This window comes from Clostridium hydrogenum (assembly GCF_021432385.1).
GTDB classification, from domain to species: domain Bacteria; phylum Bacillota; class Clostridia; order Clostridiales; family Clostridiaceae; genus Clostridium_S; species Clostridium_S hydrogenum.
On sequence record NZ_JAEACT010000002.1, the window covers coordinates 643,755 to 668,962 of the forward strand.

Here is a 25,208-nt window from a genome sequence, read left to right on the forward strand (position 1 = left end):
TATTTTCATATAATTCTTTCTATGTTTTTAATTCCTTGCAATGAAACTCTAATTAATTATTTATTAAAGTCTTCAAAACACTATCTTTATCACTTATATTACTTTGTATGTTCTCATACTCTATACTAAACTCTGCATGATCACCCAGTGCATGTGGAACAATTACACTAATAACAATAGAATCCTTTGTTAAATAGCTAAAGGTACTCCATTGATTTATATTTTCAATATCTGCACTATCAGCTCCACTGAAATATTTAATCAAATCATTGTTACTGACACTATTAACATATTTAACAATTTCTGCTTCTTCAGCCTTTGTATATTTAGCTTCCAAATCAATATATTGACCTTTTTTAAAGGCGTTTATAAGATTTTGATCTATTTTAACAACATCAGATAATCTAATTTTTGTTCCATTTTTTATATTAATATTTGTAGTATAAAATATATTATTAGGATGAGCAGCTCCTTTCCCCATTGCCACACCATAATAGTTAATACTTAACAAATCTGAAGTTTGCAATTTTATACTGTATTTTAATTCCAAGGCTGCATCTTGAGTAATATTATTATTTACATATGACAATACGTCATTTTTAATTAGTTGATTTATTGTACTTTGCTTATTATTGTCGCCTAAATTTATAATCTCTGGATAATTTATTATTATATTTTGCTTCTTATATACATTTGAAACTACCCCATAAGTTGCCACTGGCTTATTTGATTGTTGTGCAGTTTCTGCGTTTTGATTATTGGTAACTTTTTCTTGACTGCTAGTATCATTAGTAGTTACATTTTTTGTTGTATTGTCAGTATTTGATTGTTGCGCTTGAGGTGTCTTATTACCTTGAATACTAACATTGGCGGAAGTAGATTTAACATCCTTATTACTTGTGCATCCTGCCATAAAAAAGCTTAAAGATAATAAAGAAATAGCTATAATTTTTTTATTCATAAAACTCTAATCTCCTCCAAATAATATGACTTCAATCATTTCTGCTCTTTAATTATATTTTGTATATATTTGCGTAAATCATTAAAATAGTTCTCAATTCCCAATTCACCTATAACAAAAGGATTAGCTTCACCATTTTCCATTTTCGAAACAGTTTCCAAATTAGCATATCCATTTTCGGAAAATAAATGCGCTGTAATTTCCACACTTACATGCTTTTCTTTAGCATATTTAGCAAAGTGCTCAATAGACTTTTGATATGCCATTTTTCCATCTAAGTCCACTGGGGCACCAGATCCACCCCACTGCGCCACATTATATGTTTTATCACCATCATTTACAGGAAAAATCAAGGATACGCATCCTGGCGTATGACCAGGTGTTTCCACAATAATTACTTCTTTATCTCCTAGCTGCAGTTTTTGACCATCGCTAATCATAATATCAACACTACATTTTGGCGAACGCGGTCCATTTGCACCACTATTCATTGTATTCATAAAATTATAATCCGTTTCACTCATAGCAATTTTAGCTTTATATTTATCTTTAATAAATTGAGCACCACCATAATGATCGCCATGACCATGTGTTACAATTATATACTTAATCCTTTTGGGATCTAAACCTAACCTTTTCATTCCATCAATAATTAATTGTGCATCATGATTATCCCACATAGAATCAATTAATATAATTCCTTCTGTTGTGTCTAATACCCATGCTACAACACTTCTGCTACCAATACAATATAAATCATCAAAAACTTTTGTAGGCTTTAATGGTGTATTATCAAATAATTCCTCAGGAAGATTGCTCAAACTTTTACCTTCTAACATAATTTTGCCCTCCCTCATATAAAATCATGTGTATAATTACATGTTACAAAATACCGATTATCGTGTCAAATTTATATGCATTTCTAATAAAGTTGCTTAAATTATAGCCAACAAAAAAACATAGAAGAAACTATACTTAAATAATTTCTTCTATGTTCTAAAGCCTTACCTACTTTTATCCCTTTATTTTCTTAAAAAGGCCCTTAAGCTTTAAACCGCCTTCTTCTGATGCTTCCTCTATTTTTGTAACTTCATAACCAGCATCATCGATTGCAGCTTTTATTTTTTCATCTTCTATCTCATTACTTATGAATGCAGATTTCTTTTTTAAATCTACCTTTACATCTGCTGCACCTATACTTTCTAGTGCCTCCTTAGCATGCATTACGCAATGCTGACAACTCATTCCTTCTATTGATATTTTCTTTCCCATCTTTAAATTCCTCCTGTAATTTTTATTTTAGATATATTTAATGGTTATATACTAATAATTATTTAATGCATAATTTTAAATTATTGGGAACCAACTTAATAAGGTTTAAACCCTTTAAGTCTAAGGGCGTTTGTAAGAACAGATACTGAGCTAAAACTCATAGCAAGTGCTGCTATCATTGGATTTAAAAGCGGACCGTGAAATAAATACAAAACTCCCATAGCTACTGGTATTCCAAGTGTATTATATCCAAATGCCCAAAACAAATTTTCTTTTATATTCTTTATGGTCTTTTTGCTAAGATCAATAGCTGTGGCAACGTCAATTAAATCACTTCTCATTAGAACTATATCTGCAGATTCAATTGCAACATCAGTTCCTGAACCTATTGCCATTCCTATATCTGCCTCAGCCAGTGCTGGTGCATCGTTTATTCCATCTCCAACCATAGCAACTCTTCTGCCTTCAGCTTGAATCTTTTTAACCTCACTTGCTTTATCCTCTGGTAAAACCTCTGCAAGTACTCTATCTATGCCAACCTGCTTTGCTATTGCCTCAGCTGTTCTTTTATTATCACCTGTTATCATTGCCACTTCTATTCCCATTTTATGCAGTCTTTCTACAGCCTTTTTACTACTAGGCTTAACCGTATCTGCAACAACTACTATACCTAAAATTTTATCATCCTCGGCAACATACATTGGCGTTTTACCTTCTCTTGCAAGTTTATCTGAAACTTCGTCTAAACTAGCTAAAAATATGTTTCTTTCATTCATCAACTTTTTATTTCCAAGTAAAACTTTTTTACCAGCCATATTAACCTCAATACCCATACCTGGCACAGCCTTAAAGTTTGTGACCTGCAAAAACTCAATATTTTTTTCTTCTGCTTCTTTAACTATTGCCTCTCCAAGTGGATGTTCTGAGCTTTTTTCAGCCGATGCGGCTATTTGAAGTAAATAATTATCATGAGTACCTCCAGCAGCAACAATATCTGTAACCTTAGGCTTTCCTTCTGTTATAGTACCTGTCTTATCAAAAACTACAGTTTCAACTTTATGTGTATTTTCAAGAGCAGTTCCATTCTTTATAAGTACTCCATATTCAGCGCCCTTTCCCGTTCCAACCATAATTGCTGTTGGCGTAGCGAGTCCAAGTGCACATGGGCAGGCTATTACAAGTACGGATATAAATATATTAAGTGTAAATGTAATATCTTTACCTGATAAATACCACGCAGCTGAAGAAATAACAGCTAAAGTAATTACTACTGGAACAAAGTAACCAGATATTATATCTGCAAGCTTTGCTATTGGAGCTTTTGAACCTTGAGCATCTTCAACAAGTTTTATTATCTGTGCTAAAGCAGTATCCCTGCCAACCTTGGTAGCTTCATATTTGATTGAACCATTTTTATTTATGCTAGCGCCTATAATGCTGCTCCCTATATTCTTTTCTACAGGAATGCTCTCTCCTGTAAGCATTGATTCATCTACTGATGTATTACCTTCTACAACTTTACCATCAACAGGCATTTTTTCTCCAGGCCTAACTACTATAATATCTCCAACCTTAACCTCATCTATGGGAATTTCAATTTCCTTATCCTCACGTATAATTTTAGCCGTTTTAGGTGCAAGCCCCATTAACTTTTTTATAGCCTCTGAGGTTTTGCCCTTTGAAACTGCCTCCATATATTTTCCTAAAGTTATAAGCGTAAGTATGACACCTGCAGATTCAAAATAAAGCTGTGCTGAAGTATTTTTAGAAAACATTTGATATACCCCAAACACACTGTATAAAAATGCTGCCGATGAACCAATTGCAACAAGTGAATCCATATTTGGACTTCTTTTAATTAAAGTTTTAAACCCAACCTGAAAGAATTTTCTTCCCTCATATATTATTGGCAAAACTAATATAAGTTCTATAATTGCATATGCTTTTTCATGTTCCATTGGATCAATTGCTTTTGGAAGCATAATACCTAGCGCCTGAAGTATCATAGGCCCCATGGCTATAACTAAAAGTGGCACCGCAAATACAGCTGATATAGTAAATCTTCTCCAAAGAGAGTTTATACCTTTTTCTTTTTCCTTTTTATCTTCATCAGTAGAAACCATTTCCGTAGAAGCCTTATATCCTGCTTTTTCTATTGCCTTTTCTATATCTAAAACACTTACCTTTGCTGCATCAAAACTTACATTTAATTTTTCTGTAGCTAAATTTACGTTTGCTTCATATACTCCATCTAACTTTCCCGTAACCCTTTCTACTGTTCTTGAACAAGCTGCGCAGGTCATACCTTTTATATTAAGTACCTTTTTTGTAGACTCCGTAAGTGCCTTATATCCTGCCTTTTCTATAGCATTTTGAATATCATTAACACTTACCTTTGCTTCATCAAAATTTATGTTAAGTTTCTCTGTAGCTAAATTTACATTTGCCTCCTCGACTCCATCTAACTTTTTTGATGCCCTTTCAACAGCTCTTGCACATGCGGCACAGGTCATACCCTGTATATCAAAAGTCTTGTTCACCATGCTTCACCACCTTTTCATTTGTCGCTAATCTTAGAAAGTAATGCTATTATCTCATCAACCTTTTCCTCACCATTATTGTGCAAAAACGCCTCCTTAACACAGTGATTAAGATGCTGCTTTAATATAAGCATATTTGCCTTTTTTAATAAAGATCCAGCTGCAACTATTTGATTTGAAACATCGATACAATATCTTCCTTCTTCTAACATTCTTATTATGCCCTCTATTTGACCTTTCGATGTTTTTAATGCTCTTACGGCTTCTTCTTTTTCTTTATTCATTGTTACCCCCCTCCCGTATGGTGTCTATATTTTTAAAATAGCACTTATTATTTTAAAAGTCAATAGATAATGATTATCTGTATTGACTTTAACTTATAAATAATTTAATATAGTTCATATAAGAACTGTTCATAATTGAACTGTATTGAGGAGATATAAATTATGGAATATGAATTTTCTAATACAAAACAAGCAGGCGAAATTGTTCAATCTTTTATTTCTATTAGTAGAATCTTAACAAAATTAACATCGCAAAATGCTGAAAGCTTGGGACTTACGTTAATGCAAATGGGAATTTTAAATCTAATCAGTGCAAAACCTGAAATTACACTTAAAGAAATAACGGATACTCTAAAGCTCCCCAAAAGCACAGTTAGCATTAATATTGATAACTTGGTCAACTTAGAACTTATTAGCAGAAATATTATTAAAGAAAATCGAAGAGAAATTCATTTAACTTCAACTGCAAAGGGTAAAGAATTGTCAAAAAAATCTTCTGAAAATGCCTTTTCCTACAAAGCTATGGCTTTTGCATTAGAAAAACTGCCTAAGGAAGACGTTAAAACTCTAATTGAAACAAACAAGGAACTTTTAAAGCTTTTACAAGATTTCAAACTTTAACACATGTAATAAAACCATGCTTAAATAAAAATCTTAACCTATAATTAACTTGTTTAATGCATATGAAAAAGCCAAACTCTATCTATTTGATTATAAATAGCTTAAAATATAAATTGAACTTAATTACTAAAGGGGGATGATTCACTTTGATAAAACTTATTGCATCAGATATGGATGGCACTCTATTAAATGCAAAACATGCTATTGATAAGGCTACAGTTGAAGCTATAAAAGCTGCTGAAAAAACAGGAATTACATTTGCAATCACTACTGGAAGAGAATATGACTCCGTTAAAGACCATTTATTAGGAAATGATTTAAACTGTCAATGCATACTTATGAATGGAGCAGAATACAGGGATGAGAGCGGAAATATTTTAGAAGAAATTAATATAGAATTAGAAACCGCAACTGAAATCATAAAGATACTTCAAAAAGAAAAGGTATCTGCAAGAATTTTTACAAGCAAAGGCATATACACTACAGACACTAGAGAAGAAGCCTTAAAAGAAATGCTATATAGAACTTTATCTTTTAATCCAGAGTTTACAGAGGACGAGGCCTTAGAATTCGCTAAAACTCAGCCATTTTTCACACAACTTAATTATATTAAAGACTTAAAAGAATTTTTAAATAGCGGAATAGAAATAAGAAAATTTGTAGCTTTTCATAAAAATATTGAACTTATAAATAAGCTAAAAAAGATTATAGGTGAACTAAATGGAATTGCTGTTTCATCTTCCTTTAAAGATAATATGGAAATAACACATATTACTGCACAAAAAGGAATCATTCTTGCAAAAGTATCTGAAAAAATGGGACTTAAAAGAGATGAAGTTTTAGTTTTAGGAGATAGTTTTAATGACTACTCCATGTTCACAGAATTCACAGAATCCGTTGCCATGGGAAATGCCATTCCAGAAATAAAGAAAATTGCAAAATACATTACTGATACTAACGATAATCTTGGTGTAGCAAAAGCAATTTACAAGGTTTTAGAAAAACAATAATAGCAATTAGGGACTGTAGAATAAAGTTATTTTATATACAAATCTTAAATATTACGAATTAAATCAATTCACAATGAAGGATGATTTTCTGTAGCAAAGCTACAGAAAATCTTAAATTTAATTTTTTTCTATTGCTTTCGCAATAGCACCATTTATGGTGCTAAGCGAAGCTTATAATATTTAAATTTAAGATTTGCCTGACGAAAGGAAGACAAATCCTCCTTCATTGTGCATTGTGAACTGTGAATTGATTATCTTTGTTCGCAATAATTTTAAGTTACATATTAAATAATCTTACTGCACAACCTCTTAGTTGTCCTTTAAATTAAAATATACTTTATTTAGTTACAAATAAATTGTCTAATACATGCAAACCCGTTTTATGAACTGAGTTAACCTCTTTGTACATGCTTTCATAAAAATCAATGCTAGTTTTTCTACGCTTCTCTGCAATTTCCTTTGCATGGCTAGTGAAAAACTTATCATATACATTCTTTAACTTCCAATTATATTCTTTAAAAAATGACGGCGGTTCATCACCATTTCCATCAAGAACATTTCCATTATCATCGACAGAATAAAATGGTTCTGAAACAATTCCTTTGTAAGCCATAGTTCTAGCTATACCCACAGCTCCCGTAACATCTAATTTATCTGCATCAAATAAAATTTTCGCCTCTATTGTCTTAGGCAAATTGTCACTTCTGTACCTATGAGTGAATATACATTCTTTCACATGATTTGCTTTGCTTTCACTCCATGCCTCTTTACATAAATACTTATATGCCATATCAGCTCCAACAACAGCATGATCACACTTTTGATTCTTAAACTGTGCTTCTCGACCAATATCGTGTAGAAGGCAGGCAGCAATTAGCACATCCATATCAACCTTGTAATCCGAAGCTATATCCAAAGCAGAATACAAGACACGATAAATATGCTGACAATCATGCGCACCATCCTTCATGCAAGTAAGCATATGCTTTTCAATTTTTAAATACATTTCCTTTTCCACATACAACACTTCTTTTCAATTATTTTTCCATTAAATTCATATATATCCTCATTCATAATTATGCTACAATATTTAAGTATAAATTTGTTATCCGCAGAAGGATGGCTGCGGTGGTTTTGCTCGTTTTATCTTCCTTGGGCTATTGGTGAATTTATTTCACTGTAGCTAGGGGGTGGTATTGGATATGCTAGAATTGATTATAAAAAGTATAGCTGTTATTTACATTGTTAGACTTGTTTTAAAACATAATCTATTTGTTTCTAATTTAATTATAGAAATAAAATTTCTTGGAGTTCACATAGAAATAAACAGCAAAGAAAAAAAGCACCCATCCACCAATGATTAGTGCTTTTCTCTTGAATTAAATATTAAATTAAATTCTTATCCGATAGCCCTAAAACAAAATAAACGTTCTAGGTAATGCTTAGTGTTCCACCACTAAGCATTTCTTATTTATATTATATCAAATTTTTCATAAAAATAAACATCTAATTTTAAATTTTTGTAGTGTAGCCGATAAAATTTCTCTTTAAATGTTAGTTTCTGAGAATCATCCTTGTTGTTGTACTAAAAACTTGCCATGAATTTAAAATCAATAATTTCTATACCTAATTTGCATCATTTCCCGTCTTCTTCTTTAGTGATTTCATTTTTATAAAAATCAATTTTTTCATCTAATTTTATTAAGTGTTCTTGCAACTTTTCAATTTCTCCTTTAAGTATAACTCTATGGTTTGTTAGCATGTCCATTCGTTCGTTCATAGTAGTTTTCCCAATGGCTCTTAGTTTTGCATATTTCTTAATTTCCTTAATAGGCATTCCTGTATCCTTTAACCTTTTTATAAATTCCACCCATTTTATATCTACATCAGTATAGAATCGTCTGCCATTTTCCCTGCGACTTGGAATAATTAATTCCTCTTTTTCATAATAACGAAGTGTAAAAGCACTTATACCCGTAACTTTTGAAAATTCTCCAATTGAATAATTCATATAAATTTCTCCTTAATAAATGCTTGACTTAGAGTTTACTCTAAATTGTACAGTATAAGTATATTAAATTTAAGGAGGCATTTCAAATGAAAAATAATGATAAAACTTATATAGTTATTACAGGTGCCAGTTCTGGTATTGGATATGAAACAGCAAAGGCTTTTGCTAAACGAGGTAAAAATTTAATTGTTGTTGCCCGCCGCAAAAGTAATTTAGAAAAATTAAAAGAGGAAATTTTCAAAGAGTATCCCACTCTTGACATAATAATAAAATCAACAGATTTATCTATTACACAAAACGTCTATAAGCTCTATGAGGATTTAAGAAACTACACAATTGAAACTTGGATTAACAATGCAGGCTTTGGTAATTATGATAGTGTTGCAAATCAAGATTTAAATAAAATTGAAACCATGCTTCACCTCAATATAGAAGCTTTAGCGATTTTATCTTCCCTTTATGTCCATGATTACAAAGATATTTCTGACACACAGCTCATTAATATTTCTTCCGCAGGCGGTTATACTATTGTTCCAAATGCAATCACTTATTGTGCGACTAAATTCTTTGTAAGCACTTTTACTGAAGGCTTAGCACAAGAACTAAAAGAATGTAATGCTAAACTGCAAGCAAAAGTTTTAGCACCTGCTGCCACAAAAACAGAGTTTGGAAAAGTCGCTAATAATACTTCTCAATATGATTATAATAAAACTTTTGGCACTTATCATACAAGTGAACAAATGGCTGATTTTTTACTTAAATTATATGATAGTAATGAAAGCGTAGGCTTTGTAGACAGAGAAACTTTTGAATTTAAACTTAGCTCGCCGCTATTTCCTTATGCGGGAAACTCTGGCCACAACCAAAAAATCAGCATTAAAGAACTATAACAAAACTAGTTGCTGAATTCGCATAATCTGTTGCCATGGGAATGTCATTCCAAAAATAAAGGGAGTTGCAAAATGTATTACTAACACTAATGATAACTTAGGTGTAGCGAAAGCAATTTATAAAGTTTTAGACAAGCAAAAGTAACAATCAAGCTGATTTTTTGCAACATACAAATCAGCTTTAATTGTCTTTTAACTAAATTAATAAAATTAAGATATGATCTATTCCGTTATAAATAAATTGTCTAATACATCCAAACCTATTTTATGAACCGAGCTAGCTTCTTTGTACATGCTTTCGTAAAAATCAATGCTAATTTTTCTACGTTTTTCTGCAATTTCCTTTGCACGGCTAGTAAAAAACTTATCATATATATTCTTTAACTCCCAATTATATCCTTTGAAAAATGATGGCTGTTCATCACCATTCCCATCAAGAACATTTCCATTATCATCGACAGAATACAAGGGTTCTGAAACAATTCCTCCGTAAGCCATAGTTCTAGCTATACCCACAGCTCCCGTAACATCTAATTTATCTGCATCAAATAAAATTTTGGCTTCTATTGTCTTAGGCAAATTGTCACTTCTATATGTATGGGTGAATATACATTCTTTAACATGATTTGCTTTACCCTCACTCCATCCCTCTTCACATAAATACTTATATGCCATATCAGCCCCAACAACAGCATGGCTACACTTTTGATTCTTAAACTGAGTTTCTCGACCAATATCATGTAAAAGGCATGCAGCAATTAACACGTCCATATCAACCTTGTAATCCTTGGCTATATCCAAAGCATAATACAATACACGATAAATATGCTGACAATCATGTGCACCATCATTCATCATGTAAGTAAGCATATGCTTTTCAATTTTTAAATACATTCCTTTTTCCATATGTAACACTTCTTTTTATATTTATTTTCGAACATTTGTTCGCAATATACTTTATTATATATCATATAAAACTTAAAATCAATAATTATTATACCATTTTTTACCTCATTTCTTATTAACTTCACTGTTATAAAAATCTTCATGCCTAAAATTCCGTAGGCACGGAGGATTTTTTTCTTGAACTACCGCGGGAGCGAAGCATTGTTACTTCGCTCCTTTCTTTAATCATGATTATGCTGATTAATATTATATTTGCATATGTCCAAATCCCACCATAACAAATATAATTGCTAAACCAACTACTGCTGCAATTATAGCTCTTTTGTGCCTTAGCTCTCTAAATCTTATAGCCGCATTAACATCCATATAAAATTTTCCACGTTCACATTCAATAAAAACCCCTCTATTAACCATCCTGTCAAATACATGATGTCCCATAATTCCACGGTTGTTCATAGAAATTGCATGTTCCGCATCAATCGCACCTAGATCACTAAATAATTTCATATATTTATTTTGCTTAATAACAGTGGCAAAACCAGTCGATGAATTTACAGACATATATACATCACACCCCTAATCCAGTATTTTTATTATACTGTAGCAATTTTATATGTACATATTCAAGTTACTTTCGTCACTATTTTAAGTGAAACAAGTGTCATATTTTTAAAATTATGTTATAATAACCATTATTAAAAAACTATACCCCAATAAACATATATATACAATTTAGAACATTAAAATCTCAAATTCCAAGTTTATCCTGACAGCAATATTTTTCAATTCACAGTTCACGATGCACAATTCACAATGAAGGAGGATTTTCCTCCGCTTTGCTGCAGAAAATCTTAAAACTTATTTTTTTATTGCTTACGCAATAGCACCATTTATGGTACTAGGCGGAGCTTATAATTTAAGATTTTTCTCACGAAAGTTTATTAATATACAAAGTTTTATTTCACTACTATTGAAAGTACGTATACTAAGTTAAATAGCCTACATGGGCTTTACGCCAAAACCCCTAGGCAAGGCTTGATAATACGCATACATTTTTGTTTGCTAAATTTGAAATTAATATGCATAGGTTCATGAATTTACATGGGCTAAAGCCCAAACCCCTAGTATGTGTATCCTTCATTGTGCATTGTGAACTGTGAATTGTGAATTGAAAATATTAGCATAAGGATACATTCGGTATTTACAATTTCAATATTTTAGGTTGTCTATCTTTAGTAACCCATATTACATAACAAGAATACTTTAAAATATGATTTTAAGGAAGGTAAGGTGATTATATTTAATGAAAAAAGAAAAGATAAAGATAGAAGAGCAAGCAGAACTTTTATTAAACGAGTTTAAAGAAAAGTATGAGCCTAAAAACCAAATTATTGATAGAATTATATTGAATGGACAAAATCAATTGAGCAAAGGTCAAATCCCCCAAGTTGTTTTAAAACATGTAGTTGGTGGCGTTTACCAGGCAGTTTTTATCGAAAAAATCACTGTTGGAAATAGTGCAGGTGAAGTATTAGAAAAAATGGATAAGCTTTCAAGGTCAAATGGTTGGTTGAATTTTGGAACTTTATTTAATATGCGTTTTTAAATACCATACAATTTTATAATACATAATTTGGCTAATTTTTTATGAAAATTAGCCAAATTTACTTAAAAAATAAATTTACATTCATAAAGCTTATCTTTTCTATCCAAATCAAATTTTCAGTTTCTATTTTAAACTTTGACTTTCTTTGACTTTCGATTTATTATTTAAGTGTAGTAAAGATAAAGCACTTAACAAAGACAAAGTACTTTATCCATAATAAAATAAATACTAAATTTAAATATAAATCAAATTATTAGGAGGTTGTTAACATGTTTGGAATGGTTCCTTTTAAAAGAAATAACAATAGTGTATCAAAAAGAGGTGATTATTTCGAAGATTTCTTTAATAACTTTTTCTCAGACGATTTCTTTGCACCAACAATATTCAATAACAACAGTTTTAAAGTAGACGTTAAAGAAGATGACAACCAATATTTAGTTGAGGCTGATCTTCCAGGAATGAAAAAAGATAATATTTCTCTTGATTATGAAAATAATTACTTAACTATATCCGCAAAAAAAGAAGATGTATTAGAAGATAAACAAGAAAACTACGTAAGACGTGAAAGAAACTATGGCGAATTCAAAAGAAGCTTTTATGTAGATAATGTTGATGAAAATAAAGTTGATGCTTCATTTACAGATGGAGTATTAAGAATAACTCTCCCCAAAAAACAAAAAGGCAAAGAAGATAGAAGAAAAATAGATATACACTAACAAGGGGCTTGGGCTTTAGCCCATCTAAGTTCATGAACTCTTTACTACTAATTTCAAATGAACCAAGCAAAAATATATTCCCATTACTAAACTTAGCCTAGGGGTTTGGGCTTTAGCCCATATAAATTCATAAACATTTTAAATACAGCACTTTGATTCCCCCTATAACATCAAAGTGCTGTATTTATTTTTTTATAATAGCATAAACTATCTTATAGATAAACCACCTTGAAACTTGAAATTGCAAATATCAAGTTTATTCTGGCAAATTACAATTTTTAGAGCAGAGTACAAAGTACAAAGTACAGAGTACAATGAAGGATGATTTACCTTTCGTTTTACTCAGGTAAATCTTAAACTTAAATGGTGTCAGCTTCGCTGAGCGCCATCAATGGCGCGATTGCGCAGCAATAAAGAAAATAAGTTTTCAGATTTTTTCGCAGCGATAGTGGAGAAAAATCCTCCTTCATTGTACTTTGTACTTTGTACTCTGTACTTTGGCTTCTCCTCGACAAATTGTACTTTATCATTTTTATTTTTTACTTATCGCTCTTATTATTAAAAAATACTCTTGCAATTTTTTTTAATAGTAGTAATATGTAATTATACAATAATACGTATTAGGAAATAATTATTATTTATAGAGGTGATGTAATTTATGTTTGAAAATATATCTAAGGATAAAATATATAAGAACTTATTTAACGGTAAATGGATTGATGCAAAAAATAAAAATGTAATAGAAATTTATTCTCCTTCTAATGATACTCTTATAGGTAAACTTCAAGCTCTTTCTAAGGAAGAAGTAGATGAAGTTTTTAAAAATGCTAATATTGCTCAAAAAACTTGGGCTGAAACTCCTGTAAATGAACGTGCTAAAATACTTCACAAAGCAGCTGATTTACTAGAAGAAAATGCAGATGAACTTTCAAAAATCTTATCAGCTGAAATATCAAAGGATTTGGATTCATCCTTATCAGAAGTTATAAGAACTGCTGATTTTATAAGATTTACAGCTGATGAAGGAATGCATCTTGAAGGTGAAACTATAGGTTCTGATAATTTTCCTGGCTTCAAGAAAAACAAGGTATCTTTAGTAACTAGAGTTCCTTTAGGTGTTGTTCTTGCCATATCACCATTTAATTATCCAGTTAATTTATCCGCTTCAAAAATTGCTCCTGCCTTAATTGGTGGTAATAGTGTTGTATTAAAACCTCCTACTAATGGTGCGATTAGTGCACTCCATTTAGCTGAAATTTTCAATGCCGCTGGACTTCCTGCTGGAGTTTTAAATACGGTAACAGGAAAAGGCTCTGAAATAGGTGATTATTTAGTAACTCATAAGCTTGTTAACTTCATAAACTTTACAGGAAGTACAGAAGTAGGAAAACATATAGCAAAAATCTCCGAAATGGTTCCTATGCTTATGGAGCTTGGAGGAAAAGATGCTGCAATTGTTCTTCCTGATGCTGATCTTGAAGAAGCCGCTAGTAATATAGTTTCAGGAGCATATGGCTATTCTGGTCAAAGATGCACTGCCGTAAAAAGAGTACTTGTTTTAGATGAAGTAGCAGATAAACTAACAAATCTTATTGCAGAAAAAGTTAATAAATTGAAAGTTGGCAAACCAGAAGATGGAGGAAAAATAACTCCACTTATAAATAACAAGTCAGCTGATTATGTTCAAGAATTAATTGATGATGCAATAAATAAAGGTGCAAAATTAATTGCAGGAAATAAGCGCGAAAAAAACTTAGTTTATCCTACATTATTTGACCATGTTACAACAGATATGAGACTTGCTTGGGAGGAACCTTTTGGTCCTGTACTTCCTATAATACGTGTAAAAAATATTGACGAAGCAATTAAAATATCTAATGAATCCGAATATGGACTTCAAGCTTCAATTTTCACTAAAAATATGGATGATGCTTTTTACATTGCTGGAAAGCTTGAAGTTGGAACTGTTCAAATTAACAACAAACCTGAAAGAGGACCAGATCATTTCCCATTCCAAGGTGTAAAATCTTCTGGTATAGGCAGTCAGGGAATACGTTACAGCATCGAAGCCATGACAAGACTTAAAGCAGTCGTATTAAATCTTGCGAAGTAAGAGCATTCTGGAACATTAAATAGCATTAATAAATCTAAGAGGAAAATTCTCAAAATCCTAAGAACTTTCAATAACTCACTAACGTTCAAACAGATTGAAAGTTCTAAGTCTTTTAAGAATTTTCCTCTAAGATTTATAAGATGCTATTTAAATCGTTCCAAAACGCTCTTACTTCGCAATTACAGTGGTTTAAGGTAAAAATTCCTCCGTGCCTACGGAATTTTGAGATATTTTAACAAATAGTATATTAAAAGGATCTAATTGGTACATTAACTGATCAACTTATTTAAACATTGTACGGAAATAAAGATGCAGTGAAATTATCAAAATAACATGGGACAGGTGCATTAAAAAAATGATGTGGTATACGAGTGTCGAAAAAATATTTTAAATAAAATTGTATAAAACTTAGTGGGGAATTTTTTGAAAACTTTAGAACTTTCAATTGTTTGAGCTTCCCCTCAGCGAGTTATTGAAAGTTCTTAAGTTTTCGAAAAATTTGCCACTTAGTTTTATTAATTTTATTTAAGATTTTGAGATACTCGTAGACCACATTATTTTTAATGTACCTGTCCCATGTTATTTGATTTTGCACTACACTTTGCTTCACAATATTTAACCGTACTCTGAATTTATCATTCTACTATTGGATACCATACATTTACTACTGTTCCAATTCCATATTCACTAGAATATTCAACTCCATATTCATTACCATAGGTTAATTTTATCCTTGCATTAACATTAAATATCCCATATCCTAAAAAGTCCTTATCTACGTTGTTAGTATTTTGAATCATGGCATTTATTTCTTTTAACTTATCCTCTCTGATTCCTACTCCATTATCTTCAACTATAAAGTTCAATTTATTATCTTTAATTTGCCCTTTAATATGAATCCTGCCCTTTCCCCTTTTTTCTTTTATACCGTGATATATGGCATTTTCCACCAATGGCTGCAATGTTATTTTTAATACTTTTAAATTCATTATTTCTTCCGGTATATCTATCTCATAATTAAGTTTATCTTCATATCTAATTTTTTGAATTGCAAGATAGCTTTTTACATGCTCTATTTCTTGTTTAACCTTAATAATTTCAGCACCGCTATTTAAGCCAATTCTTAAGATGTTACTTAAATTATTAACCATAAATACAACATCTGATGCGTTATGTTCCTGCGCCATCCATTGTATTGTATCAAGCGTATTATATAAAAAATGAGGTTTTATTTGAGCATGCAATATCTCTATTTCTGCCTTTCTTTTTTTCTTTTCTTGTATTTGAACAAGCCCTATTAACTTTTTAATTTCTTTTACCATATGGTTAAATGCTCTTCCAAGCTCGCCCACTTCATCATCATACTTTTGAGTAAAATATATATCAAATTCTCCTTGTTCCGTTTTTTTCATGAGTCCCTTTAATTCAGTTATTGGATTTACTATAGACTTTGTAAAAAATATAGCAAGCAGTTCAGCCGTTATAAGTGTAATTACTGCAATAGCAAAGGAGGCATATTTTATATTTTTAATTATCCTTTGTACCCCTTCTATAGGAAAAACTCCTACTGTTCTCCATTTCGTATATGATGAATTTACACTCATAATTTCATATTCATTTCCTTTTATATTTTTAATTAAAATTTTATCCTTTAAGTCTTCTATCCAATTATCCTCTATTCTATAAACCACTTTATTTACAGGGGAATATATTATCTTACCATTATTGTCCACAATATATACAAATCCATTTTGTCCAGGCTTTGCATTTTCAATAACGCCCTTTATGACATTAACTTTTATATCTGCTAGTATTACACCAATACACTTATTAGTTTCCTTGTCTATTATGGCTTTAGATATAGATACTACATCATCTTCGGGATATTGAAAAACATTGTTAATATTTCTTCCGATGGGCCTATTAAATATTTGCAGCGTCTCAGGATTTCTTGCTGCCTTTATGTACCATTCCTCGTTTGTTAGCGGATCTCTTGATATTCTGTACATTATATCACTAACGTAAGTATCCTTGCTAGATACAACCATTATACCTTCTATCTCTGGATGCAAGCTTGAAAACTTTAATATAGTTCTACTTGCCTCATCTTCAACAGCTTCATTGGTAGTTTCCAAACCTATAAATTTCAATATTCTAGGGTCATCTGATAAATATGTCATTATATTCTCATTACCCTTTATGTAAAAATCAACATTATTACTTATCTGCTGTATCATCTGCCTTGTATTTGCATTTTGCTCACTACTCATTGATTTCTTATACATTAAATTTCCAAGGGTCGTTATAGTAACGGTAGGTATTAGTATTACCATTAAAAAATATACCGCAAGCTTATTTCCTATTTTACCGTTTAAAAATAATTTCTTAATAGTATCCAATGCATCCACCTTCCCTTAACCCCCGTTTATGTGAAGCAATAATGTTGCAGTACTATTTAAATAAATATCAATAAATCTTAGGAGGTAATTGTTAAAAGGCTTAGAAGTTTAAATTGTCTGAGCGTCCAGCGAGTTATTGAAACTTCTTAGCCTTTTAACAATTAGCTTCTTAGATTTATGATATTTATTTAATGTTCTGCAACATTATTGCTTCACAAATTTCTTTTCATTCCTAATTACTATAAATCTCTGCAATACAATAAATATAAACAAAAGCATTCCTACAGCTATTTTTGTCCACCATGAATTAAGTGTTCCATTAAACATTATTAAACTTTGGATTATTCCTGTAGTTAGCACTCCAAAAAGTGGTCCTATAGCATATCCAAACCCTCCAGTAAGTAAAATGCCCCCTATAACACACGCAGCTATTGCATCCATTTCAGTACCATTACAGTGAAGCCCATATCCGGATAGAGTATATATAGTGAATAAAAGTCCACCTAACGCGGAACAAAATCCTGAAAATGTATATACAAGTATCTTTGTCTTTTCAACTGGAAGTCCCATTAGCATAGCAGAACTTTCACTGCCTCCAATGGCATATATTGTTCTTCCAAACCTAGTGTATTTAAGAATATATATAGCTGCAGCAACTACAAGTAAACTTACAACTACATTTATTGAAATAAAAGCACCTGGGGCAATTGGAATTCTAAACCTTGAAATACTTGAAAAAGTATAATTATCTATAGTTATAGTGTTAATACTTATTAAATAGCTTGCTCCTCTTGCAAAAAACATTCCTGCCAAAGTTACTATCCACGGATGAAGCTTAAACTTTTGTATCAAAACACCTTGCACTGTTCCAAAAACAACTCCTACTATTAAAACAAATACTATTACTATAAAAGGATTGACTCCCTTGTGTAACAAATCCGCTGTAATCATGCTCACAAAGGCAATCATTGCACCTACAGACAAATCTATTCCTGCTGTAAGGATTGTAAAGGTTTCTCCTATGGCTATTACTATAAGATAAGCATTATCTATAAATAAATTAGAAAATACCTGTACTGAGAAAAATCCAGAGTATAGTACAGAACCACAAATAAACAAAACCAAAAACAAACCAACTGTAGCATAAATTGATATATAAGCTGTATTTAATTTAAACTTCTTTTTCTTAATTGACCCCTCGCTCATACTTTCGCCACCTTCTTAACTTTATAATCATTATTTGTGGTTTTTGACTTTTTAATGAACATCTTTCTAAAATCAGGTGACTGCAAAAGACATACTACAATTACAACAAGTGCCTTAACCACAAGAATAACCTCTGGTGCTACTCCCATACTATAAACCGTAGTCGTTAAAGTTTGAATAAATAAAGCACCTACTACCGTTCCTCCAAGGTAAAACCTTCCACCATTCATTGACGTTCCACCTATTACTGTAGCTAAAATTGCATCAAGCTCCATCCATAAACCTGCATTATTTGCATCAGCACTCTTAATATTTGAACATATTATTATTCCAGCGATTCCTGCAAGCATACCGCATATAACATATAACGAAAAAATGATTCTTCTTGAATTAATACCAGAATATCTGCTAGCAGTATTGTTTACACCTATGGACTCTACAAATAGACCTAATGCAGTTTTTCTCATAAGATAATAAATTAAAAATACACAAGCAATGGCTATATATACTGCAAATGGAACTACGATATATCCAGTTCCTATAAATATATAGGACTTATTAGTGAAGGTAAGTATTTGTCCTCCAGTTATAAGCTGTGCAATGCCTCTTCCTACAATATACAAAATTAAAGTACCTACCATTGGCTGTACTCCTATAAAGGATACCAACATTCCATTCCACATACCGCATATTATTCCAACAACAATTCCTGCTATAATAGCTAAAGGTACACTTGAGGTACTTAAAAGTACACTTGCAGAAATACATGCACTAATTGCTATTATTGAACCAACGGAAATATCTATTCCTTGTGTTGCAATAACTATTGTCATACCTAAAGATATGAGCATTAAAGGTACGGAATGATTTAATATATCAACAAGATCACCAAACAAATGACCATTTTTAATTTTTATATTTAAAAATCCAGGATTTATTATAAGATTAAATATAAGGAGTAAAACCAAACATACTAATGGCCAAAAAACAGCTGACTTATAGAACTTTTTTAGAATACTCTTCTGCTCGTTCTCTTCCACCTTACTTACCTCCCTCTGCAATAGTCTCCATTATTCTGCTCTCTTCTAAATCGTCATCCTTTAATTCACCAATAATTTTTCTATCCCTTAAGACAAGTATTCTATCGCAGCACCTTATCATCTCTTGAAGTTCTGAAGATATAAATATGATTGTCATTCCTCCCTCAGCCAGCTTTAAAATAATGTTTTGAATTTCACTTTTTGATCCTATATCTATTCCTCTTGTTGGCTCATCTAAAATTAAAATTTGTGGTTCTGTAGCAAGCCATCTAGCTAAAATTACTTTTTGTTGGTTACCTCCACTTAGATTTTTTATTCTTTGCTCCATACTTGGAGTTTTAATTGCCAGCATATCTATATATTTTTTAGCAATCTCCTGCTGCTTTTTCATAGACATATATTTAAATATTCCCCTACTTGCTTGAAGTGCTACTATTATATTTTCACGTATAGTTAAATCGCCAATGACACCTTCTACCTTCCTGTCCTCTGGGCAAAATCCAAATCCCTCTTCTATGGCTTTTTTAGGATATATATATGAATATTTCTTTCCTCCTATTGTTACATACCCATGATCCGCTTTATCTATTCCAAATAAAAGTCTAACCAGTTCACTTCTACCTGAACCAAGCAGTCCTGCAAGTCCAAGTATTTCTCCCTTTTTAATTTCAACATTAAATGGCTCTATTGTTCCCTTTTTTCCAAATTCATTGCTGGACACCAAATTGTTACTCTCAAACTTTCTATTTAACTTTTTTGATATATCATTAAGTTTCTCTAACTCTTTAATATCCTTACCTATCATTTTAGAAACCAAATCAATACGTGTTAATTTTGAAGCCTCATAGGTTCCAACCAAACTTCCATTTCTAAGTACAGTAATTCTATCTGAAATTTCATAAACTTGATCAAGAAAGTGAGTTACAAATATAATAGACATTCCCTCAGCCTTTAACTTTCTCATTACATTAAAAAGCTGCTTTACCTCTTCAGCATCAAGACTTGAAGTTGGCTCGTCAAGTATTAATATTCCCTTGGAAATATCCACCGCACGTGCAATGGCAACCATCTGTTGGATTGCAACAGAATATGATGACAACAACTTTTTCACATCAAGTTTAAGATTTAATCTTTCAAGCAAAAGCTTCTCGGCATTGCTATTCATTGTGTTCCAATCAATTCCAAACTTTTTTCTCGGTTCTCTTCCTATATAAATATTTTCTGCAACGCTTAAATTAGTGCACAAATTAACCTCTTGATAAACTGTACTTATACCATTTTTTTGTGCATCTTCTGTTGAGTTTATTTCAATTTTGCTCCCATTTAGTTCTATATCTCCTTGATCTATTTTATAAACTCCCGTAAGAACCTTTATAAGTGTTGACTTCCCAGCTCCATTTTCCCCCATCAGCGAATGTACTTCGCCTTTTTTTAAACTAAAATCTACGGAAGATAGAGCTCTAACTCCAGGAAATGACTTGCAAATTCCCTTCATTCTCAAAACTTCACTGTCGTCCATAAAACTTAATCCTCCCCTCAAAACTTTAATTCAGAGTACGGAGTACAGATGACAGAGTACAGTAAATGATGATTTTCTTCCGCTTCGCTACATAAAATCTTATAACTTATTTTTTTTATTGCTTACGCAATCGCGGCATTTATAATGCTCAGCGAAGCTGACACCATTAAGTTCTAAGATTTACCTGACGCAAGGAAAGGTAAATCCTCCTTCACTGTACTTTGTACTCTGATTTAGTATTTTCTATTTGGATATTCTTTTGCTGCTTGATCAGGTAAGTATACGCTTTCCTTTGATTTTACAAACTTATCTACATGTTTACCTTTTACTATATTCCTAGCAGTTTCAGCAAGCTGAGGTCCAAGAAGAGGATTACATTCAACTATACCATTTGTCTTTCCATCCTTCATCATTCCAAACATATCTTTAATACCATCAACAGATACTATGAAAATATCTTTTCCTGGCTTTTTACCATACTCTTCTATTGCCTGAATAGCTCCAACACCCATATCATCATTATGAGACCATAAACAATTTATTTTATTTCCATCAGATTTTAAGAAAGCTTCCATAACTTCTTTTCCTTTAGCTCTTGTAAAATCTCCGGATTCTGATTTTATAATCTTAATATTAGGATAATCTTTAATGCTTTCATTAAATCCTTTTTGACGACCTACCATCGCACTAGAACCAACAGTACCTTGAAGTTCTGCTATATTGCATTTTTTGTCTTTTCCAAAATGATCTATAACTATCTTTGCTGCTTTCTTTCCTTCTTCCTCCATATCTGATCCTAAAAATGCAGTATAAAGTGACTTAGGTGCATCTACACTTCTATCAACAATTATTACTGGTATTTTTGCATCTTGAGCTTCTTTTAAAACAGTATCCCATCCAGTTTCTACCACAGGATCTAAAGCTATTACATCCACTTTTTGTGCTATAAAAGATCTTATAGCTTTTATCTGGTTTTCCTGTTTTTGCTGACCATCAGAAAATTTTAATTGAATGTCTGAATTCTTATTAGGTATGTCCTTTATAGAATTTGTTTCAGCAGTTCTCCAACCACTTTCTGCACCTACTTGAGCAAATCCAAGAACTATTTTTTTCCCTCCACCAGAAGAGGCTCCAGTACTTGCACCTTGACATCCTGTAAATAGTGAAGTTACCATGAGTGAAGCGGCAAAAAATGCGATAATTTTTTTTGCTTTCATTGAAATTCCCCCTAATTTAAAATTTTATTTGTAACGTTTACATTATCTATTATAGCCGCTTTCCATTTTTTGTATTTGCAATATCCCGCACTTATTTATACTTTTCGCTTAAATATAGATGTACAACTTGGAATATTAAAATTGCGAATTCCAAGTTTATCCTAAGGGCAATATTTTTCAATGCACAATTCACAATGAAGGATGATTTTCTGTAGCAAAGCTACAGAAAATCTTAAATTTAATTTTTTTATTGCTTTCGCAATAGCGCCATAAATGGTGCTAAGCGAAGCTTATAACATTTAAATTTAAGATTTACCTGACGAAAGGAAGGCAAATCAACCTTCATTGTGCATTGTGAACTGTGAATTGTGAATTGAAAATATTAGCATAAGGATACATTTGGTGTTTATAATTTCATCTATATACATTGCCTTTTGTAATTTCCTCACTTTTTAATATCACCTTTTTAGGTACATATCCACTTTTATTCAAAATCTTCATAGCATATATTACTGCTTCCTTCCCACCCGTTGAACATGTAAAGGTAGCTTGAAGTGTACCCTTGGATACTAAGTCTAAGCCTCCATTTTCACCACTTAAGCCATCAACGCCTACTATTTTTACATTATCTAATTGGTCACTTTGCACAGCCTTATAAGCTCCCAAAGCCATATAATCATTTTGTGCAAAAATAACGTCAACGTCCTTATTATCCTTAAGCAAAACTTTCATATCATCTTCAACTTCATCTCTCTGCCATTCCCCTATAACCGTATCTTCAATTTTAATATTGGGATGAGTTTTTATAACCGCTCTAAAGCCTTGGCTTCTTTCCAGGGAAGGTGCTGAATCTAAAACCCCTTGAACTTCTATTACATTTGCCTTTTTATTACCTACTAATTTAGCTACAACCTCACCAGCTTTTTTTCCTATAAGTTTATTATCAGGTCCTATGTATAATGTATAGTTACATCCTTCAATAGCCCTATCAAGAACAATAACTGGAATTTCTTTATATGCCTTACTAACTACAGCTTGTAGCTCCTTAGAATCATTTATAGATACTATTAATAAATCAACACCACTATTTAAAAGCTCATTTATATCACCTTTTTGTTTTTCTGCACTGCCACCACCATCTTTATATATTACTTTTAAATCTTTATATTTCTTTGCTTCACCTTCTATTTCCTTATCCATAGCTATTCTCCAAGGCTCGGTTAAATTTGCTTGAGACATTCCTATAACAAATTTAACACCTTCAGATTTTTTTCTCGCATTAACTACTGAAAACACTGCTGCAACAATAAATGCTATAATCACAAGTAGTATAAGTATATATTTTTTATTATAAAATTTATTCAACATCTCAAATCACCCACTCCTATATTCCGTTGGGGAAAGACCTGTAACCTTTTTAAATGCCTTGCAAAAATAATGCTGATTACTATATCCAACAAGCTCCGCCACCTCATAAATTTTAACTGTAGGGTCGTCCATTATGCTTATAGCCTTTTTTATTCTTATGCTTGTCACATAATCAATAAAAGAAAGTCCTGTTCCAGTTTTAATCAACTTACTTAGATAAGAAGAACTCAAACAAAAATTTTTTGCTACCATTTCCAAGCTTAATTCGTTTTTATAGTAGTTATTATTAATAAATTTTATGGCTAAAAGAACTACAGGTTTAAATTCTGTCTTTTTATTTATTTCTTTAATCATATAATCATATACCCTCTTAATTTTAATGACCCCATCCGTTATACTTCTTTGTTCTGTCACAACAGTATAATGAAGATATTTGAAAACCTTTTCTTCAATTAGTGTTCCTACCTTAACCCATTCATTCTTATTAGATAAATTAACAATTGCCACTACATTATTTTCAGTATCCGTAAATGCAAACACTGGTTGTAAATTTTGAAGAAGCTCATATACCATATTCTTTATAGCAAAACTTAAAAGAGTTATATCCCACTTTTTTGAAATAACCTCCGAATTAAGTTTTTCAATAACCTTTATTATTACAATTCCTATATTGCTAGATAAATTTATCCTTAAAAAATTCATCTCTTTTTTAATATTTGTCTCATTACTATTTGCATTAACAAGATTATTAAAAAAATTTTCCCTAATTGAATCAATATTTTCAGTAAGTTGCCTGTTTGCCCATGTAATATAACTCTTCTTTTCCTTATCCTTAGTGAGTTCCTGCAACGCTTTTAAAATTATATCCATTAAATTTTTTTTATTAATAGGTTTCAAAAGGTAATCAAAAACTTTAAGCTTTAATGCTTCATGCATATACTCAAATTCATCAAACCCGGTTATTATTATGATGATAAAATTTTCATCTATATCCTTTATCTTTTTTACAAGCTCTAACCCGTTTAAAAATGGCATACATATATCAAGCAATACTATATCTGGCCGTAATTTTTCTATTAAAGTTAAAGCTATTTCTCCGTCCTCAGCTTCTCCAACCACTTCTATATCCAAGCTTCCCCAATCAAGCACACTTTTTAATCCTTTTCTTATTATTGCTTCATCATCGGCAATTAAAAGTTTATGCATTTCAATTTACCTCACATACAAATTAATATAGATATATTACTTGAAAAATCAACATCACTCTATAAATACATTTTTTTACTATTAAACCTTATTTTCACTTTATATTATATTCATTTTTTTACATTTTTTCAACATTAAGTTTTGTTGGCTTCATTATGGATAAGCAATTTGAAAAGTTAAAATTGCTTTTACCAAGTTCATCCTGTCAAATTACAATTTATCGATGAGAAGCCAAAGTACAAAGTACAGAGTACAAAGTACAATGAAGGACGATTTTTCTCCGTTAGCACTACGAAAAATCTAAAAACTTATTTTCCTATTGC

At 31.4% G+C, this 25,208-nt stretch carries 23 protein-coding genes and 1 pseudogene; 8 read left to right on the plus strand and 16 right to left on the minus strand.

Going from position 1 to position 25,208, the window contains the following annotated elements:
• Positions 1-52 precede the first annotated feature (52 nt).
• The 5 genes from CUEA01_RS03000 to CUEA01_RS03020 all read right to left on the minus strand — a co-directional run bounded on the left by CUEA01_RS03000 (position 53) and on the right by CUEA01_RS03020 (position 5,057).
• Positions 53-961: a DUF4163 domain-containing protein gene (locus CUEA01_RS03000; protein WP_234117863.1), complete on the minus strand. Its 909-nt coding sequence runs from the start codon at positions 959-961 to the stop codon at positions 53-55.
• Positions 962-996: 35 nt separating this feature from the next.
• Positions 997-1,800, minus strand: a complete 804-nt coding sequence (locus CUEA01_RS03005) for an MBL fold metallo-hydrolase (protein ID WP_234117865.1) — start codon at positions 1,798-1,800, stop codon at positions 997-999.
• Between the two features lie 175 nt (positions 1,801-1,975).
• A complete protein-coding gene (locus tag CUEA01_RS03010; protein WP_234117867.1) occupies positions 1,976-2,233 on the minus strand; it encodes a heavy-metal-associated domain-containing protein in 258 nt (85 codons plus the stop codon).
• Positions 2,234-2,328: 95 nt separating this feature from the next.
• A complete protein-coding gene (locus CUEA01_RS03015; RefSeq protein ID WP_234117869.1) occupies positions 2,329-4,776 on the minus strand; it encodes a heavy metal translocating P-type ATPase in 2,448 nt (815 codons plus the stop codon).
• A gap of 14 nt (positions 4,777-4,790) precedes the next feature.
• The gene (locus tag CUEA01_RS03020; protein WP_234117889.1) at positions 4,791-5,057 is read right to left on the minus strand and encodes a metal-sensing transcriptional repressor; all 267 of its coding nucleotides are present in this window, start codon (positions 5,055-5,057) and stop codon (positions 4,791-4,793) included.
• A gap of 162 nt (positions 5,058-5,219) precedes the next feature.
• Between CUEA01_RS03020 and CUEA01_RS03025 the strand changes: the two genes are divergently transcribed.
• Positions 5,220-5,678: a MarR family winged helix-turn-helix transcriptional regulator gene (locus tag CUEA01_RS03025; RefSeq protein WP_234117891.1), complete on the plus strand. Its 459-nt coding sequence runs from the start codon at positions 5,220-5,222 to the stop codon at positions 5,676-5,678.
• 146 nt (positions 5,679-5,824) lie between these two features.
• Complete coding sequence (locus CUEA01_RS03030) at positions 5,825-6,688, plus strand: Cof-type HAD-IIB family hydrolase (RefSeq protein WP_234117893.1); 864 nt, start codon at positions 5,825-5,827, stop codon at positions 6,686-6,688.
• A gap of 337 nt (positions 6,689-7,025) precedes the next feature.
• On the opposite strand, the gene CUEA01_RS03035 is transcribed toward CUEA01_RS03030, so the two are convergent.
• On the minus strand, positions 7,026-7,706 hold the full coding sequence (locus tag CUEA01_RS03035; protein WP_234117895.1) for an HD domain-containing protein: 681 nt from the start codon (positions 7,704-7,706) through the stop codon (positions 7,026-7,028).
• Positions 7,707-7,890: 184 nt separating this feature from the next.
• Between CUEA01_RS03035 and CUEA01_RS03040 the strand changes: the two genes are divergently transcribed.
• Entirely contained in the window at positions 7,891-8,052 is a 162-nt protein-coding gene (locus CUEA01_RS03040; RefSeq protein WP_234122171.1) for a hypothetical protein, read from the plus strand.
• A 272-nt stretch (positions 8,053-8,324) separates the two neighbouring features.
• Here CUEA01_RS03040 and CUEA01_RS03045 read toward each other — a convergent pair whose 3' ends face one another.
• Entirely contained in the window at positions 8,325-8,699 is a 375-nt protein-coding gene (locus tag CUEA01_RS03045; RefSeq protein ID WP_234117910.1) for a MerR family transcriptional regulator, read from the minus strand.
• Between the two features lie 86 nt (positions 8,700-8,785).
• On the opposite strand from CUEA01_RS03045, the gene CUEA01_RS03050 reads away from it, so the two are divergent.
• Positions 8,786-9,589, plus strand: a complete 804-nt coding sequence (locus CUEA01_RS03050) for an SDR family NAD(P)-dependent oxidoreductase (protein ID WP_234117919.1) — start codon at positions 8,786-8,788, stop codon at positions 9,587-9,589.
• A 37-nt stretch (positions 9,590-9,626) separates the two neighbouring features.
• Positions 9,627-9,734 (plus strand): annotated as a pseudogene (locus CUEA01_RS03055) (Cof-type HAD-IIB family hydrolase); the annotation flags it as partial.
• A 77-nt stretch (positions 9,735-9,811) separates the two neighbouring features.
• Here CUEA01_RS03055 and CUEA01_RS03060 read toward each other — a convergent pair.
• Positions 9,812-10,495 carry an HD domain-containing protein gene (locus CUEA01_RS03060; protein ID WP_234117922.1) on the minus strand — a complete coding sequence of 228 codons (684 nt, stop codon included), beginning with the start codon at positions 10,493-10,495 and terminating at the stop codon, positions 9,812-9,814.
• A 246-nt stretch (positions 10,496-10,741) separates the two neighbouring features.
• Positions 10,742-11,056: a hypothetical protein gene (locus CUEA01_RS03065; RefSeq protein WP_234117924.1), complete on the minus strand. Its 315-nt coding sequence runs from the start codon at positions 11,054-11,056 to the stop codon at positions 10,742-10,744.
• Between the two features lie 742 nt (positions 11,057-11,798).
• Here CUEA01_RS03065 and CUEA01_RS03070 point away from each other — a divergent pair.
• The 3 genes from CUEA01_RS03070 (at position 11,799) to CUEA01_RS03080 (ending at position 14,930) form a co-directional block, all read left to right on the plus strand.
• Positions 11,799-12,101 carry a hypothetical protein gene (locus tag CUEA01_RS03070; RefSeq protein WP_234117926.1) on the plus strand — a complete coding sequence of 101 codons (303 nt, stop codon included), beginning with the start codon at positions 11,799-11,801 and terminating at the stop codon, positions 12,099-12,101.
• A gap of 269 nt (positions 12,102-12,370) precedes the next feature.
• Complete coding sequence (gene hsp18 / locus CUEA01_RS03075) at positions 12,371-12,817, plus strand: heat shock protein Hsp18 (RefSeq protein WP_234117928.1); 447 nt, start codon at positions 12,371-12,373, stop codon at positions 12,815-12,817.
• A 658-nt stretch (positions 12,818-13,475) separates the two neighbouring features.
• On the plus strand, positions 13,476-14,930 hold the full coding sequence (locus CUEA01_RS03080) for an NADP-dependent glyceraldehyde-3-phosphate dehydrogenase (RefSeq protein ID WP_234117930.1): 1,455 nt from the start codon (positions 13,476-13,478) through the stop codon (positions 14,928-14,930).
• A 635-nt stretch (positions 14,931-15,565) separates the two neighbouring features.
• On the opposite strand, the gene CUEA01_RS03085 is transcribed toward CUEA01_RS03080, so the two are convergent.
• The 7 genes from CUEA01_RS03085 to CUEA01_RS03115 all read right to left on the minus strand — a co-directional run bounded on the left by CUEA01_RS03085 (position 15,566) and on the right by CUEA01_RS03115 (position 24,885).
• Positions 15,566-17,338 (minus strand): sensor histidine kinase, encoded by a 1,773-nt coding sequence (locus tag CUEA01_RS03085; protein WP_329603963.1) that lies wholly within the window; start codon positions 17,336-17,338, stop codon positions 15,566-15,568.
• A gap of 195 nt (positions 17,339-17,533) precedes the next feature.
• Positions 17,534-18,535: a galactofuranose ABC transporter, permease protein YjfF gene (gene yjfF / locus CUEA01_RS03090; RefSeq protein WP_234117932.1), complete on the minus strand. Its 1,002-nt coding sequence runs from the start codon at positions 18,533-18,535 to the stop codon at positions 17,534-17,536.
• Positions 18,532-19,575, minus strand: a complete 1,044-nt coding sequence (locus tag CUEA01_RS03095) for an ABC transporter permease (protein ID WP_234117933.1) — start codon at positions 19,573-19,575, stop codon at positions 18,532-18,534. Before CUEA01_RS03095 ends, yjfF begins: the two co-directional genes overlap by 4 nt.
• A 1-nt stretch (position 19,576) precedes the next feature.
• Complete coding sequence (locus tag CUEA01_RS03100) at positions 19,577-21,094, minus strand: sugar ABC transporter ATP-binding protein (protein ID WP_234117943.1); 1,518 nt, start codon at positions 21,092-21,094, stop codon at positions 19,577-19,579.
• Positions 21,095-21,327: 233 nt separating this feature from the next.
• Positions 21,328-22,311, minus strand: a complete 984-nt coding sequence (locus CUEA01_RS03105) for an ABC transporter substrate-binding protein (RefSeq protein ID WP_234117945.1) — start codon at positions 22,309-22,311, stop codon at positions 21,328-21,330.
• Between the two features lie 414 nt (positions 22,312-22,725).
• Positions 22,726-23,679: a substrate-binding domain-containing protein gene (locus CUEA01_RS03110; RefSeq protein WP_234117947.1), complete on the minus strand. Its 954-nt coding sequence runs from the start codon at positions 23,677-23,679 to the stop codon at positions 22,726-22,728.
• A 6-nt stretch (positions 23,680-23,685) separates the two neighbouring features.
• Complete coding sequence (locus tag CUEA01_RS03115) at positions 23,686-24,885, minus strand: response regulator transcription factor (RefSeq protein WP_234117949.1); 1,200 nt, start codon at positions 24,883-24,885, stop codon at positions 23,686-23,688.
• Between the last annotated feature and the right edge of the window lie 323 nt (positions 24,886-25,208).